Raw genomic sequence first — 13,989 nt, 5'->3', positions numbered from 1 at the left:
GAGTGTACGCGGTATTAGTCCGTCTTTCGACGGGTTATCCCCCTCTGTGAGGCAAGTTGCATACGCGTTACGCACCCGTGCGCCGGTCGCCATCAGTCTTAGCAAGCTAAGACCATGCTGCCCCTCGACTTGCATGTGTTAAGCCTATCGCTAGCGTTCATCCTGAGCCAGGATCAAACTCTTCATTGTCAATATTTTTATTGCACTTTGTTCTGTTTGTCTTGCTCCGAAATGATTCTTGCTTCAGATTTATTAGTGCATCTCTACCTAAGTAAAGGTCGTAATTGACGGTTAGGTCTTCATTTCCCTAAACGTTTGTTACTACACTTCTGTTTGTCAATATCAATTATCTCAAAGATCTCTTAAAGTCAAACCAGCCACGTCACCGCAAGGCCGTTCGTTTCTTTTGCGAGTGCAAAGGTAGAGCAAAGTTTTCACTCCACCAAATCTTGAGTGAAACTTTTTCGTTACCACTCTCGATCCAACCCCTGTCATTCGCTGCTCGTCCGCCTGACTTGCGACTGCAAAGATACAGCAATTTCCGCCGAATATCCAAATCTAAGCGCAAGATTCTGCGCACTTTCTCAAGATGAGGGTCCTCTTCGCGCGCGTACATTAATAATAGAAGATGGAGAAAGTCCCCTTCCGATGAGTATAAGTCTCGCTGATGAGGGGAGGGGACCTCTCACAAGAGGGGTGATATCAACCTATATAGATCGCTGAGCTAACCTATATTGGTCGCAGCACGGACCTATATAGGTCGTCACACGAAGCTATATTGGTCATCGCAGCGACCTATATAGGTTCGCACCACCCCACCATAGAGCTTGGATGAGGTCGCTTATATATCAAGCTAAACTTCAGTACGATATACTCACGCTCATCATAGGACACCATAAGGGCAGCATATCGGGGTGGGAATTGCAGTACCTTTGCTGGTAGAAGAATTGGTATAAGATTGCTTTGAAATAAGAACAGCAACTATGGCTACAATCAAATGTATAGGGGTACTGACCTCTGGCGGCGATGCACCCGGCATGAACGCCGCCATCCGCTCGGTCACCCGCACGGCTATCTACCACGGCATCCGCGTCAAGGGGATCTACCGCGGCTACAAGGGACTGATCACCGGTGAGATCGAAGACTTCGAGACGCAGCACGTGAGCAACATCATCCAGCGCGGGGGTACAATCCTCAAGACGGCACGCTGCCCTGAGTTCCGCACGCCCGAAGGTCGCGCTCAGGCCTATGAGACGATGCGTGCCCACGGGATCGATGCCCTCGTCGTCATCGGTGGTGACGGCTCACTCTCTGGCGCACGTGAGTTCGCCGAAGAATTCGACATCCCCATCGTTGGGCTCCCCGGCACGATCGACAACGACCTCTACGGTACCGACCTCACGATCGGCTACGACACGGCGCTGAACACCATCGTCTCCGCCGTGGACAAGATCCGCGACACCGCCTCCTCACATGAACGCCTCTTCTTCGTCGAAGTGATGGGGCGTGAAGCTGGCTTCCTTGCCCTCAATGGCGCTATCGCTTCGGGTGCAGAAGCTGCGATCATCCCCGAGTTTGCCGTCGAGAAAGACCAGCTCGCCGAGACGATCGAGAATGGCTTCCGCAAGACGAAGAATAGCAGCATCGTGCTCGTCTCCGAGAGCGAGAGCACGGGCGGAGCGATGAAGGTCGCCGAGCGCGTGGAGAAGGAGTACCCACAGTTCGACGTGCGTGTCGTGATCCTCGGCCACATCCAGCGCGGGGGCTCCCCCAGTGCGCAGGACCGCATCATCGCGAGCCGTATGGGTGTCGCTGCCATCGAAGCCCTCCTCGAGGGGCAGCGCAACGTGATGATCGGGATCGTCAATGACGCCCTCGTGTACGTACCCTTCTCGAAGGCGATCAAGAAGAACAAGCCCATCGATACGGACCTCGTCGAGTCCCTCCGCATCCTCTCGATCTAAGGGAAGGACTCCCCTACCCTCGAACGCTTCGCCAAAGCAGCGAGAGAAACAAAAGCACGAGCGGTCGCAAAGCAATAGATGCTTTGCGACCGCTCGTGCTTTATGCGTAATGGGAGAGTGCGGGACTTACAGCTCGCGACGCAGACGTGCTACAGGGAGGCGGAGCTGCTCACGATACTTCGCCACGGTGCGGCGGGCGATGGGATAGCCTCGGGCAGCAAGCAGCTGAGTGAGCTGCTCATCGGAGAGTGGCTGACGCTTGTCCTCACCTGCGATCAGCTCAGCAAGGGCTTCGCGGACCTCACGGGTGGAGATGCTTTCGCCCTCCTCGTTGAGGATACCTTCGCCGAAGAAGAACTTCAGCATATAGACTCCATAATCGGTCTGCACGGACTTGCTATTGCTCACACGTGAGATCGTACTGATATCGAGGCCTGTAGCCTCGGCAATATCCTTGAGGATCATCGGGCGCAGGGCCGACACTTCGCCCGTGAGGAAGAAGGCACGCTGGTGCTCGACGATGGCAGTCATCGTCTTGCGCAGAGTCTCCTCGCGCTGATGAATGGCATCAATGAACCAGCGGGCCTGCTCGACCTTGTGGCGCAGGAAGGTCATCGCCTCACGACTCTGACGCGAGCCATCGCGCTGGTCCTTGTGCTGCTCCAGCAGGGCAAGGTAGGTGGGACTTAGACGCAAGGGGGGCAGATCTCGCTCACCGACGAGTGAAATCAAGAGCTCACCATCACGCTCGGTGACGATGAAGTCGGGGGTGATGTGCATGAAGCGCCCTTCGCTATCATCGCCGTAGCCACCAGCTGGCTTGGGGTTGAGATGCGAGATGAAGGTATAGAGCTCGGAGAGACGCTCCTCGCTCACACCGAGTGCCGCACATAGGCGGTCAAAGCGCTTATTGACGAAGTCCTCGTAGTGATGCTCGATCATACGCTGCGCCTCACGGTGCAGGGCATTAGCTGGCAGGCGCTCGATCTGCAAGAGGAGTGACTCTCTGAGGTCGCGTGCACCGATACCAGCGGGATCCAGCGTCTTCACCAGACGGATGAGTTCGGCGATCTCTTCGGGCGTGACGGAGAGGCCCGCCTTGAAGAGCAGATCATCCTCAATCTCCTCGACAGAGCGTGTCAGATAGCCGTCGTCATCAATGTTCCCGATGATGTAGCGTGCGATCTCGCGGCGCGTACCCTCCAGCGGAGTGACGAGCGAGAGCTGCTCCATCAGATACTCATCAAGCGAAGGGGCACCAGCCGCGAAGGGGATCTCTTCACGGACCGACTGGCGCTCCTGCAGCTCACGAAGCTTGTAGTCGGGGATATCATCCTCGGTAGCGTATTCGCCGAGCTCCCAGTCTTGGTCGTCGCTATCGGAGGACGTCGGCTCGTCGTCGGAGCCTTCTTGCTGGGGCGCCTCGTCGTTCTCTTCGAGTGCGGGGTTCTCCTCCAGCTCACGCTCGATACGCGCCTCCAGCTCCAGCCCCGTGAGCTCCAGCATCTTGATGGCTTGGATCTGTGCGGGCGTGAGCGAAAGCGATTGGTCGAGCTTCTGCTGCTGAGTGAGCTTATTCATCGGCGGTAGGGAGCGAAGAGGATAAGAGAAAAGGCAGGTAGAAGGTACGGCTACAGATCTTCGTGGTCGTAAGTCCAGACGATCTCCTCACCATTGATGCGGAAGACCTCCTTACGTGCCAGGGCGAAGAAGTAGTCACTCAGGCGGTTGACGAAGCGCAGGACATTCACATCCAGCGGCGTCTCGCTATTGAGGCGGTAGATGATGCGCTCGGCACGACGGCAGACGGTACGGCAGACGTGCGCAGCGGCCGTGATCGCTCCACCCGAGGGGAGGATGAAGGCCTTGATAGGTGGCACCATATCGTCGAGGCGGTCGATCTCACGCTCGACACGTGCCACGGCGCTCTCGGTGACGGAGGTCACGGTGTGCACATCGTCCTGCGTGGTGTCGGTAGCGAGGTAGCCACCGACAGAGAAGAGCTTGTGCTGCAGCCAGAAGAGGAACTTCTTATCCTCCTCCTCGAGCTCATAGGCCAGCAGTACGCCGACGAACGAATTCAGCTCATCGATCGTGCCGTAGCTCTCCAGACGGATGTCGTACTTGGGCACGCGCTGCCCACCGACCAAGGAGGTGCGGCCCTTGTCGCCGCCCTTGGTATATAGCTTATACTTCTCGGTATCCATAGTGATAGGGGTAAGGCGGGGGTGATGTACCCGCTCTGTAGAGATAACAGCGCTAAGGCTCTAAAAGATACATCGGCGAAGCAGTCGTGCGCTTCAGTGCCGTGAGCGAGAGATCCTTGCCCACGCGAATGCCCTCGGCGAAGAGGCGCTGCTCGACGGTCTTCCAGCAGAGATCGGGGTGGTTGTTGTCCTTACTCAGGTGGCACAGCCAGACGTTCTTCATACCCGTGTGATAGACGCGAGCCAGAAGTTCGGCCGCCTCATCATTGGAGAGGTGCCCCTGCGGTGAGGCGACACGCCCCTTGAGGAACTCAGGATAGCTCCCACTGCGTAGCATCTCGGGGTCATAGTTTGCCTCGAGTACCACGTGGTCTGCACGGCCGATATAGTCGGCGATATCGTCAGTGACGTGGCCGACGTCGGTAGCGAGCGTGAAGCGGAAGTCGCCCTTCGTGATGTGGTAGCCCACGTTCTCCGCGCTGTCATGCGGCACGGGGAAGGGCTCGATAGTGAAGCCTGCTACGGTGAAGGGTTCGTAGATCTTGATCTCACGGCGCGAGGGGCCGATAGGATCCTGCACGAAGCGGCTATTGGCTATGCTGTCGTGCACCAGCCGCGTGGCGTAGACGGGTAGGTGATAGACGCCCCCGATGACCCCGACGGTACGGATATGGTCGGCGTGGTCATGCGTGACGATGACCCCGTGAATGGTACCGCCGTCGAGCGGTATGCCTTCAGCCTTGAGGGTCTTGGTGATAGTACGGATAGGGATCCCCGCATCGATGAGGAAGCCCCCCGCCTCGTCTCCTATGTAGTAGCAGTTCCCACTGCTCCCACTGGAGAGGCACATAAATCTTATCATTCGTGGATCTGGGTGTAGATACGTGTCGCCTCTATCGGCGATAGATGGAGATCTCGCGGGAGAAGCCCTCCATCTCCTGGTCGAGGCTCATCTCTCCGCGCAGAGGAATGGCCATCAAGCGGCTGACCTCCTCGCTGCTGAAGCCCTGACCGAGGAGGTACATCAGCTTCGTCAGTGCAGCCTCGGTCGTGGCATCACGCCCGCTGACCAGCCCGATCTTCTCGAGGAGGACGCCCGTCTCGTAGCGCGTCATATCGACGTAGCCCGTGACGCACTGCGTGACATTCACGATGACGACACCACGTGCCACAGCGGCACGGAGCGCATCGAGGAACCAAGGCATCATCGGCGCATTGCCACTGCCGAAGGTCTCCATCACCACCCCGCGCAGCGAAGGCACGGAGAGGACGGCTTCGACGACCTCACGTGTGATACCAGGGAAGAGCTTCAAGACCGCCACATGAGGATCGAAGTACGGACGCACCGAAAGCGTACGCCCTACATGAGCGTTTGCGATGACGGCATCGTGGTAGCGGATCTCGATACCGGCATAAGCCAGATGGGGATAGTTGTATGACTCGAAGGCGCTGAACTGATCGGCGCTGATCTTGCTCGTGCGGTTGCCACGCATCAGATAGTTCTCGAAGAAGAGCGATACCTCAGGCACACGTGGACGGCCTGCTTCGTCGCGTGCTGCAGCGATCTCGATAGCCGTGATGAGATTCTCCTTCCCGTCCGTACGGAGCTTCCCTACGGGGAGCTGTGAGCCGGTGAAGACGATAGGCTTAGCGAGTCCCTCGAAGACGAAGCTCAGCGCCGAGGCGGTATAAGCCATCGTATCGGTGCCGTGGAGGATGACGAAGCCGTCGTACTTATCGTAGTTCTCCTCGATGACACGAGCCAGCTGTACCCAGTGCTCGGTAGTGATAGCCGAGGAGTCCAGCGGTGGCTGAAACTCCACGCTGGAGATATCGCAACCCAAGAGACGCAGCTCTGGGACGTTGTCCTGCAGGTAATTAAAGTCAAGGGGTTCGAGAGCACCCGTCTCAGGGTTCTCAAGCATCCCGATCGTCCCTCCGGTGTAGACCAAGAGGATAGATGCGCGTGGTGCAACCATGTTGTAGTGTAGTTGTAAGCACATTAGCGGGGCGAAGCAAAGCCTTTTCAAGCCCCGTCGCCCCCATGTTTATTCTCTACAGACAAAGATAACAATAATATACCGCCATTCGGCTTCTTAGCGGGGCTCTTCTTAGGGCTCGTAGGGGAGCGGAATATAGGATGGCGAAGAAAGCTATATAGCTTTGGATCGATTCCGTATAGCTTTCGGTGCGAAGCTATATAGCTTTGTGAAGTGACCTCTATTAGGTTATTGCTCCGCGTAGGGATAAAAGTTGTGGACGAGTGGCTGATAAGCTTGATCTACGTACGTGGATCTAATATCTACGTACGTGGATCTTTGGATTGACGTGCCTGGTCTTTAAATCTACGTGCATAGACAAAGGGAAACCACTATGTAAAGACGCTTTTTTATTCACGAGAAGGACACTTTTCCCTCCGCTAAATAAGAGGAATACGCGCGATGAGGCGAAGGGCTTGTGTATCACTTCGGAGAGGTGTATCGGGTAGCTGGGCGTGCAATACCACTCTAAATGGAGGGCAGGACTCACGGCAACAGTCTTCGATGACGAGCCAATAGGAATAGGCCAGATACAGCTTCCCCCGCTATACACCCGACACATGGAGTATAGCGGGGGAGAAAAAAGGAAGAAAGTAAAGTGGTGCTTCTATCCCTTAGAAGCGGTAGGTCGCAGAGAGACTCAAGTGACGTGGCGAGCCTGGGAAGGAGCGCAGACGGTCGTAGCCCGAGACGTAGTAGCGCTTATCCAGCAGGTTATTCGCGTTCAGCTGGAGCTGTACATCGCGCACCTTATAGTAGAGAGCCGCATCGAGGAGGAGGTAGCCAGGGTAGGTGACGACGTTGGCACGGCGACCGACCTGCCCGAGGCGCTCACTCACACCATGCACACCGAAGCCGATACCGAGCCCTTCGATAGGGCCTTGAGGGATGACGAACTTCGTCCAGACGTTTGCCGAATGACGGGGCGTGCCAGGGCGCTGCAGATTGAGGTCCTTCGTCCCTTCAGCGGCCTTAGTGATCTCAGCGACATTGTAGCTGTAGCTGGCCATCACGCTCCAGTAGGGTAGGATCTTCCCAGCGACATCAAGCTCTACGCCTCGCGAGAGTTCTTCGCCGATGGGCACCATGCGGTTGGGCTCACCCGTGATCCCTGCATTGTAGAGCGTATTGCGCTGGCGGAGGCTGAAGAGGCTGAGCGTCGCCGTGAGGCGGCTATCGAGGTAGTCGCCCTTCGCTCCGATCTCCCACAGCTCACTCTGCACGGGGTCAAAGGGACCACCCGAAGTGGGATCACTCTGTACAGAGACCGCCTGAGGCTCGAAGCCTCGTATCCATGTAGCATAGACATTGGTAGAGGGCGTGATACCATAGACCAAGCCGACACGTGGGGTGAAGGCATGCTGGTGCGTACGGGTCTTCGCTCCCTTAGCATCCTGCACGACGTCGGTGAACCACTCTATGCGAGCACCGAGGAGGAGCTGCAGGCGCTGCCATGAGAGCTGCTCCTGCAGGTAGATCCCATTGGTGTACTGATCTGAGGGGCGTACGGCCTTCGACTCATAGATGTACTTCGTGACGTCTTGATACTGATTGCCCACGGTGGTGTTGAGGTCGAAGGCAGGGACATTCGTCCGCGGGTTGCCGTCCTTATCCAAGAGGTACTTAGCGATATCCGCCTTCTTGAAGGTCTTCGCCGTACCGCCGTTGGCGAGGAGGTAACCACCCGCCTCGATATAGGACGAGCCTGGAGCCAGCTGCGTATTGAAGTGGTCGTAGCCGAAGAGGAGCTTGTGCTGGACGGCTCCCGTAGTGACATTCCACGTCAGATAGTTATTGAAGGCGTGGTTACGGACGTTACGGAAGCGCTTCGTGACACGCATCAGGACGAGAGAGGGATCATCCGTGCCATCAGCCTTCTTGACGAAAGCATTGTCCTGCGAGTGCTCCATCATATCCTCACTATAGGAGGAGTAGAGGTAGGTGCTATTGAAGAGGAGCCCCTCTGCCAGCTGATGCGAGAGGGCGAAGGTCAGATTCAGCGTCTGCTCACGCAGATAGTCATTGGCTGCCGACTGCGTAGAAGAGATAGGGCGGGAGAAGAGATCCCCATCGCCAAAAATCGCGACACCACGGTCGAGCTTCCCCGCACTGCTGGTGTACACCAGGTCTACATTGAGGCGAGTACGATCTGAGGGCAGGTAGGTGATCGAGGGGGCTACGATCTGAGTCGTGAGCTTCTGCAGATCACGGAAGGTATCGGAGTTCTCATAGCCGAGGTTCAGGCGGTAGAGGAGTGTCTTGCGCTCATTGAGCGGGCCCGTAAAGTCGGCATAGGCGCGACTCGTATTGAAGCTCCCAGCCGTCAGCGATACCGAGCGACGGGCTATATTGAGGGGCTTCTTCGTCACACGATTGATGACACCACCTGGGGCAGCATTCCCAAAGAGTGCGGAGGCTGGGCCCTTGATAACCTCAACGCGCTCGATATTCGCCAGTGATGACTGACGCCAGAGGCTCGTCTGAGCACGCATGCCGTTGAGGAGGTTGCCCGAATTGCGGTTGCCCAGAGTACGGAAGCCACGGATGGAGAAGTCATTGTAGAAGGAGTACTGATTGATACCGCTGATATTCTTCACCACATCATTGACGGTGATGGCACCTTGGTCTAAGACCAGCTCTTTCGTGACGTAGCCGATGGACTGAGGGACGTCACGCAGGAGCGTCGCCGTCTTGGTCCCAGCGAAGGACAGAGCATTGCGATACGACTGCTCACGGCGCCCGATGACGTCGACGGTAGGCAGTGCTTGCTCGCGCTCATCGAGGATGAAGTGTAGGTCTGTGCTTGCTCCCTCTCCGAGGAAGAGGAGACGGCGCTGCGTGATATAGCCCATCGCCTGGATGATGACGGGCTGGCGTCCTGCGGGAAGGCCGTCGAGAGTAAAGCGCCCCTCACGGTCCGTATGCGCAGTGAGGTGAAGCTGAGGATCGCCGACAGCGAGGACTGCCCCCTCGATAGGAGCGCCATGAGAGTCGGTGACACGACCACGGAGCTGTGCTGCAGTAGGCGTCACAGCCTTAGCAGAGAGGGTATCTGGGGTAGCTACGGGCAATAGCGTCTCGCCTCGAGCTGCAGTGCTCCATACGAGCAGCCCCAGGAGTATACATTTCTTCATTGATGGATATACAATTGGTGAAATTAGGGAACAGATGTAAATGCCATGCAAAGGTATAGCGCACACGAGGTGAGCACAATACCTAATAGTATGTATTTTCCAGAGGCTTCTCAGGCATGATCTCCCCTCGGCTGGGGGCTATCAAAGCACCGCCGCCCGACCGTCTCCGTGAGGGAGATGGCCGGGCGGCGGACTATTGGGGTATATAGAGGGGAGGCGGAGCTTACTGCTTACCTTCGGTCTCTACTGCGGGAGCGATCTTCTTGACCAGCCCCTGAAGGACAGCACCAGGGCCTACCTCGACGAAGCGCGTAGCACCGTCAGCGACCATAGCCTGTACGCTCTCCGTCCAGCGTACAGGAGCCGTCAGCTGAGCGATGAGGTTCTTCTTGATGCCGTGCGTGCAGTTGACAGCGTGGGCAGGTACATTCTGATAGATGGGGCAGCGGGGGCTATGGAACTCCGTAGCCTCGATAGCTTCGGCGAGTGCGACGCGTGCTGGCTCCATCAGAGGTGAGTGGAAGGCACCACCGACATTGAGGCGCAGAGCACGCTTAGCACCAGCTTCCTTGAGGGCTTCGCAAGCGCGATCGACAGCGTCGACATCACCCGAGATGACGAGCTGACCAGGGCAGTTGAAGTTGGCTGCGATGACTACCCCACCCTCGATGGTCTTGAGGATCTCGACGACCTTCTCATCGGGCAGACCGAGGATAGCAGCCATCGTACCAGGGTTAGCTTCGCAAGCCTCCTGCATAGCCAGAGCACGCTTGGAGACGAGACGCAGACCGTCTTCGAAGCTCAGCGCACCAGCAGCGACGAGTGCGGAGAACTCACCGAGAGAGTGACCAGCGACCATATCGGGCTGGAATTCGTCACCGAGGCAGAGCGCACGGATGACGGAGTGCAGGAAGACCGCGGGCTGCGTGACCTTCGTCTGCTTGAGCTCTTCGTCCGTACCAGCGAACATGATGTCCGTGATGCGGAATCCGAGGATATCGTTGGCCTTCTCAAAGAGCTCCTTGGCTAAGGGATGATTCTCATAAAGCTCCTTCCCCATACCCACGAACTGGGCGCCTTGGCCAGGGAATACATAAGCTGTCTTACTCATTTACTAAATTCTTCTTGTGATGATATACTTAGGGTCTTGGTATGCGAATTAAATCAGCTCCAGCGCCTTGATGAGGACCTTCCAGGTGCGCTCGACAGAGGCGATGTGTACCTTCTCGTCGGGAGAGTGGGGCGAGCGAAGGTCTGGACCGATGGAGATCATATCCATATCTGGCATGACGCCCTGGATGATACCACACTCCAGCCCTGCGTGGACGACGGTGATCTCGGGGGACTTACCCGTGACCTCTTCGTAAGCACGGCGCATCGTCTTGAGGACGGCGGAGTCAGCGTTGGGCGCCCAGCCGTTGTAAGCACCTGCAAACTCAACCTCTGCACCCGCCAGATTCATCGCGCTCTCGATCTGAGAAGCGACGTACTCCTTGCGGCTCTCCGAGGAGCTACGTAGCATGAAGGTAGCGGTGAAGGTGCCTTCGCCGACGAAGATCTTCGCCATATTCGTAGAGGACTCTACGATGCCAGGGAAGTCGGTGAGCATGCTCTGCACGCCATTGATGCACGCATCAAGGGCTCCGATGACGCCGTCCTGGATCTCTTCGGGGATAACCGTCTTGGGCAGATCCGTGCGCTCGAGGCTGAGGCTGATGCCGTCCTCGATATTCTTATACTCCGTCTGCAGGGTGTCGAGGAAGTCCGAAGCGAACTCCCACAGGCCATCAGCCTCTGCTTCGGGGATGGTCACGAGCGCGAAGGCTTCGCGAGGGATCGCATTGCGGGCTGAGCCCCCTTCGAGATGTACGAGGCGAGCGCCGTAGCTGGCGATAGCCTCCTTGAGGAAGCGCACGAGCTGCTTATTAGCGTTGGCACGGCCGAGGATGATGTCCATACCCGAGTGACCACCGCGCAGACCCGTCAGGCTGATGCGCACAGCGATATCCCCTTCGGGCGTAGGCTCCTGATCCTTGTACTCGAGCTTGACGTTGACGTCGAGGCCACCTGCACAGCCAGCGAAGAGAAGACCTTCGTCCTCGCTGTCGAGGTTGATGAGGATATCCCCCTTAGAGAAGCCAGGCTGTAGGCCGTTGGCACCGACCATACCGACCTCTTCGTCTACGGTGAAGAGCGCTTCGAGAGGGCCATGCTTGAGGGTGTCATCCGAGAGGACGGCCATCATATAGGCTGCGCCGATACCATTGTCTGCGCCGAGCGTCGTATCACGTGCCGTCACCCACTTGCCATCGATGTAGGCATCGATAGGGTCCTTGGTGAAGTCATGCTCGATGTGGCTATTCTTCTGGGGCACCATGTCGATGTGGGCCTGCAGGGTCACCACGGGGCGTCCTTCGAGGCCAGGAGTAGCAGGCTTGCGGATGAGTATATTACCCGTAGCATCATGCTGAGCCTCGAGGTTCAGACGCTTTGCCAGAGCAAGGAGGTACTCTTGGACCGCCTCAGTATGGAACGTCGGGCGGGGGATCTGTGTGAGATCATAGAAGTAGCTCCACACGTGAGCAGGAGACAGGGTCTTGATTTCAGCAGCCATAGTCGATTCGTTCTTAAGATGAATAATGGATAGTTATGCTCAGCGCACGCTCGCAGCGGGTGCGGTGCGTCTGCGCGTGTAGTGTCTATTGATGATGGGAAGAGCAATGATCGCGATGAGGCCCACGAGCGTGATCCACAGCGTCTGCGCCGTGTGCACGATGAGGGCGAAGTCCTTGGCTGGCTGGGTAGCCATACCAAAGGTAGTGAAGGTGATGATGACCGCAGCATGCCACGCCCCCATACCTGCCTGGACGGGCACGATGACCGACATACTACTCATGGCGAAGGCGATACTTGCCACGGAGAGGGGAAGGTCGCGCGTAGCCTCGAAGGCGAAGAGCGCGAAGTAGAAGTAGCAGAAGTACCCGATCCAGATGAGGAGCGTCAGGAGGAGGAAGCGCCCGCGATGTGGCATATAGCGGATGCTCATCATCCCGTCCCATATGTGTAGGAAGAACTGTGCGATACGGCTTCCACGGCGATAGCGTAAGAGCCAGATGAAGCCTCCAAGAGCGAGCAGCCCGACCACCACCAGCACCACCGACCACGGGGAGTAGATGAAGGCACGCAGCGAGGCCTCCAGCTCAGGGTGGGAGGCAAAGTAACCGATGAAGAAGTCTGTCGAGCTGAGGATAATCCCGAGGAGGATCAGCCCCAGCATCGTCACGTCCGTCAGGCGGTCGACGATGAGCGTACCGAAGAGCCCAGCGAAGGGGATGTCCTCACGGCGCTCCATCTCGACGCAGCGCCACACCTCGCCCGAGCGAGGTATCCCCATGTTCACCGTATAGGAGCCGAGCACCGTGCAGACGGCATTGATGCGCCGTGGAGGTGCTTCGCCAGCGGTGAGCGGGCGCACAAGAAGCTCCCAGCGCAAGCCTCGGCAGAGGTTGCTCATGAGTCCAAAGAGGAGGCTAAAAAGGAGGATGGGATAGTTGACCCCCGTGCGGAGGGTCTCCTGCAGCTCGTGCCAGTCGGTATCACGATAGAGGCCATAGAAGCCCAACCCACCGAGGAGCAGTGGGACTACAATCCAGAGAATGGACTTAAGGGTAGGATGGATCTTCATTCGACACACACCCACTCGAGAGGTGGGCAAAGCTCGAGGCTCGGCACCACGCAAGGGAGTGTACTCTAATAGCTCTTGATAAATTGTACTACTTTAGTATAGCAAATGTAATAAGTTTTTAGTTATCTCCCATGCAGCAAGTTAAAGCCAAGAAGGCATTAGGCCAACATTTTCTCACTGATCTCTCTATCGCCGAGCGCATCGCCGACAGCATCTCCAGCCACCGCGATCTGCCCGTACTTGAGATCGGTCCTGGCATGGGAGTACTGACCCAATTCCTCCTCGAGAAGGGATACGACACGCACGTCATCGAGATCGACACCGAGTCGGTAGCCTACCTCAAGGCACATTTCCCCGCGCTCGAGGGGCGTATCATCGAGGGCGACTTCCTCAAGATCCCCATCGAAGACTACTTCCCTGGTGACGCTCCCTTCGCCCTCATCGGCAACTACCCCTACAACATCTCCTCGCAGATCTTCTTCCGTATGCTCGACTACCGCGAGCGCATCCCTTGCTGCGCCGGTATGCTCCAGCGTGAGGTCGCCCAGCGTCTGGCATCCCCTCCGGGCAACAAGGACTACGGCATCCTGAGCGTCCTCCTGCAGGCGTGGTATGATGTGGAGTACCTCTTCACCGTCGATGAGCACGTCTTCAACCCGCCCCCCAAGGTCAAGAGCGGTGTCATCCGCCTCATCCGCAATGAGCGCACCGACCTCGGTTGCTCCGAAGCTCTCTTTAAGCAGGTCATCAAGACGGGCTTCAACCAGCGTCGCAAGACCCTGCGCAACTCACTCAAGGCGCTCTTCGGAGCCGACTATACGGGCTACACGGCAGAGATCTTCTCCAAGCGCCCCGAGCAGCTCGGCGTCGAGGACTTCGTCACGCTGACGCGCCTCCTTGAGGAGCATCAGGCGAAGACCGCCGCTAAGGCGTAGCGCCGACGACATCAAATAGAAGCGG

At 57.4% G+C, this 13,989-nt stretch carries 10 protein-coding genes and 1 rRNA gene; 2 read left to right on the top strand and 9 right to left on the bottom strand.

Annotation, left to right across the window (positions count from 1 at the left end):
- Positions 1-189: ribosomal RNA gene (locus tag HMPREF1323_RS03940) — 16S ribosomal RNA — on the bottom strand; the annotation flags it as partial.
- Between the two features lie 794 nt (positions 190-983).
- On the opposite strand from HMPREF1323_RS03940, the gene pfkA reads away from it, so the two are divergent.
- A complete protein-coding gene (gene pfkA, locus HMPREF1323_RS03935) occupies positions 984-1,964 on the top strand; it encodes a 6-phosphofructokinase (RefSeq protein ID WP_009432864.1) in 981 nt (326 codons plus the stop codon).
- Between the two features lie 126 nt (positions 1,965-2,090).
- Here pfkA and rpoN read toward each other — a convergent pair whose 3' ends face one another.
- From rpoN to HMPREF1323_RS03895, 8 genes are all read right to left on the bottom strand, one after another.
- Entirely contained in the window at positions 2,091-3,545 is a 1,455-nt protein-coding gene (rpoN, locus tag HMPREF1323_RS03930; RefSeq protein ID WP_009432867.1) for an RNA polymerase factor sigma-54, read from the bottom strand.
- Between the two features lie 50 nt (positions 3,546-3,595).
- Positions 3,596-4,171 carry a cob(I)yrinic acid a,c-diamide adenosyltransferase gene (locus HMPREF1323_RS03925; RefSeq protein ID WP_009432873.1) on the bottom strand — a complete coding sequence of 192 codons (576 nt, stop codon included), beginning with the start codon at positions 4,169-4,171 and terminating at the stop codon, positions 3,596-3,598.
- 52 nt (positions 4,172-4,223) lie between these two features.
- Positions 4,224-5,033 (bottom strand): MBL fold metallo-hydrolase, encoded by an 810-nt coding sequence (locus tag HMPREF1323_RS03920; protein ID WP_044124019.1) that lies wholly within the window; start codon positions 5,031-5,033, stop codon positions 4,224-4,226.
- 31 nt (positions 5,034-5,064) lie between these two features.
- Positions 5,065-6,150, bottom strand: coding sequence for an asparaginase (locus tag HMPREF1323_RS03915; RefSeq protein WP_009432866.1), 1,086 nt, complete (start codon positions 6,148-6,150; stop codon positions 5,065-5,067).
- A gap of 674 nt (positions 6,151-6,824) precedes the next feature.
- Complete coding sequence (locus HMPREF1323_RS03910; protein WP_009432868.1) at positions 6,825-9,344, bottom strand: TonB-dependent receptor; 2,520 nt, start codon at positions 9,342-9,344, stop codon at positions 6,825-6,827.
- A gap of 223 nt (positions 9,345-9,567) precedes the next feature.
- Positions 9,568-10,455 carry an ACP S-malonyltransferase gene (fabD, locus tag HMPREF1323_RS03905; RefSeq protein WP_009432871.1) on the bottom strand — a complete coding sequence of 296 codons (888 nt, stop codon included), beginning with the start codon at positions 10,453-10,455 and terminating at the stop codon, positions 9,568-9,570.
- Between the two features lie 48 nt (positions 10,456-10,503).
- Entirely contained in the window at positions 10,504-11,958 is a 1,455-nt protein-coding gene (locus tag HMPREF1323_RS03900; protein WP_009432870.1) for an aminoacyl-histidine dipeptidase, read from the bottom strand.
- A gap of 39 nt (positions 11,959-11,997) precedes the next feature.
- Entirely contained in the window at positions 11,998-13,029 is a 1,032-nt protein-coding gene (locus HMPREF1323_RS03895; RefSeq protein ID WP_009432869.1) for a lysylphosphatidylglycerol synthase transmembrane domain-containing protein, read from the bottom strand.
- 131 nt (positions 13,030-13,160) lie between these two features.
- Here HMPREF1323_RS03895 and rsmA point away from each other — a divergent pair, with 131 nt between their 5' ends.
- Positions 13,161-13,964, top strand: coding sequence for a 16S rRNA (adenine(1518)-N(6)/adenine(1519)-N(6))-dimethyltransferase RsmA (gene rsmA, locus HMPREF1323_RS03890; protein WP_009432865.1), 804 nt, complete (start codon positions 13,161-13,163; stop codon positions 13,962-13,964).
- Positions 13,965-13,989: the final 25 nt, after the last annotated feature.

This window comes from Porphyromonas sp. oral taxon 279 str. F0450 (genome assembly GCF_000292995.1).
Classification (GTDB): domain Bacteria; phylum Bacteroidota; class Bacteroidia; order Bacteroidales; family Porphyromonadaceae; genus Porphyromonas; species Porphyromonas pasteri.
The sequence above is the reverse complement of the archived record's forward strand: the minus strand, read 5'-3'. Positions and strand labels throughout refer to the sequence as shown.

Excerpts from the sequence above, each read along its gene's own strand:
- pfkA (WP_009432864.1), top strand. The coding sequence starts at position 984 with ATGGCTACAATCAAATGTATAGGGGTACTGACCTCTGGCGGCGATGCA.
- rpoN (WP_009432867.1), bottom strand. The coding sequence starts at position 3,545 with ATGAATAAGCTCACTCAGCAGCAGAAGCTCGACCAATCGCTTTCGCTC.
- HMPREF1323_RS03925 (WP_009432873.1), bottom strand. The coding sequence starts at position 4,171 with ATGGATACCGAGAAGTATAAGCTATATACCAAGGGCGGCGACAAGGGC.
- HMPREF1323_RS03920 (WP_044124019.1), bottom strand. The coding sequence starts at position 5,033 with ATGATAAGATTTATGTGCCTCTCCAGTGGGAGCAGTGGGAACTGCTAC.
- HMPREF1323_RS03915 (WP_009432866.1), bottom strand. The coding sequence starts at position 6,150 with ATGGTTGCACCACGCGCATCTATCCTCTTGGTCTACACCGGAGGGACG.
- HMPREF1323_RS03910 (WP_009432868.1), bottom strand. The coding sequence starts at position 9,344 with ATGAAGAAATGTATACTCCTGGGGCTGCTCGTATGGAGCACTGCAGCT.
- fabD (WP_009432871.1), bottom strand. The coding sequence starts at position 10,455 with ATGAGTAAGACAGCTTATGTATTCCCTGGCCAAGGCGCCCAGTTCGTG.
- HMPREF1323_RS03900 (WP_009432870.1), bottom strand. The coding sequence starts at position 11,958 with ATGGCTGCTGAAATCAAGACCCTGTCTCCTGCTCACGTGTGGAGCTAC.
- HMPREF1323_RS03895 (WP_009432869.1), bottom strand. The coding sequence starts at position 13,029 with ATGAAGATCCATCCTACCCTTAAGTCCATTCTCTGGATTGTAGTCCCA.
- rsmA (WP_009432865.1), top strand. The coding sequence starts at position 13,161 with ATGCAGCAAGTTAAAGCCAAGAAGGCATTAGGCCAACATTTTCTCACT.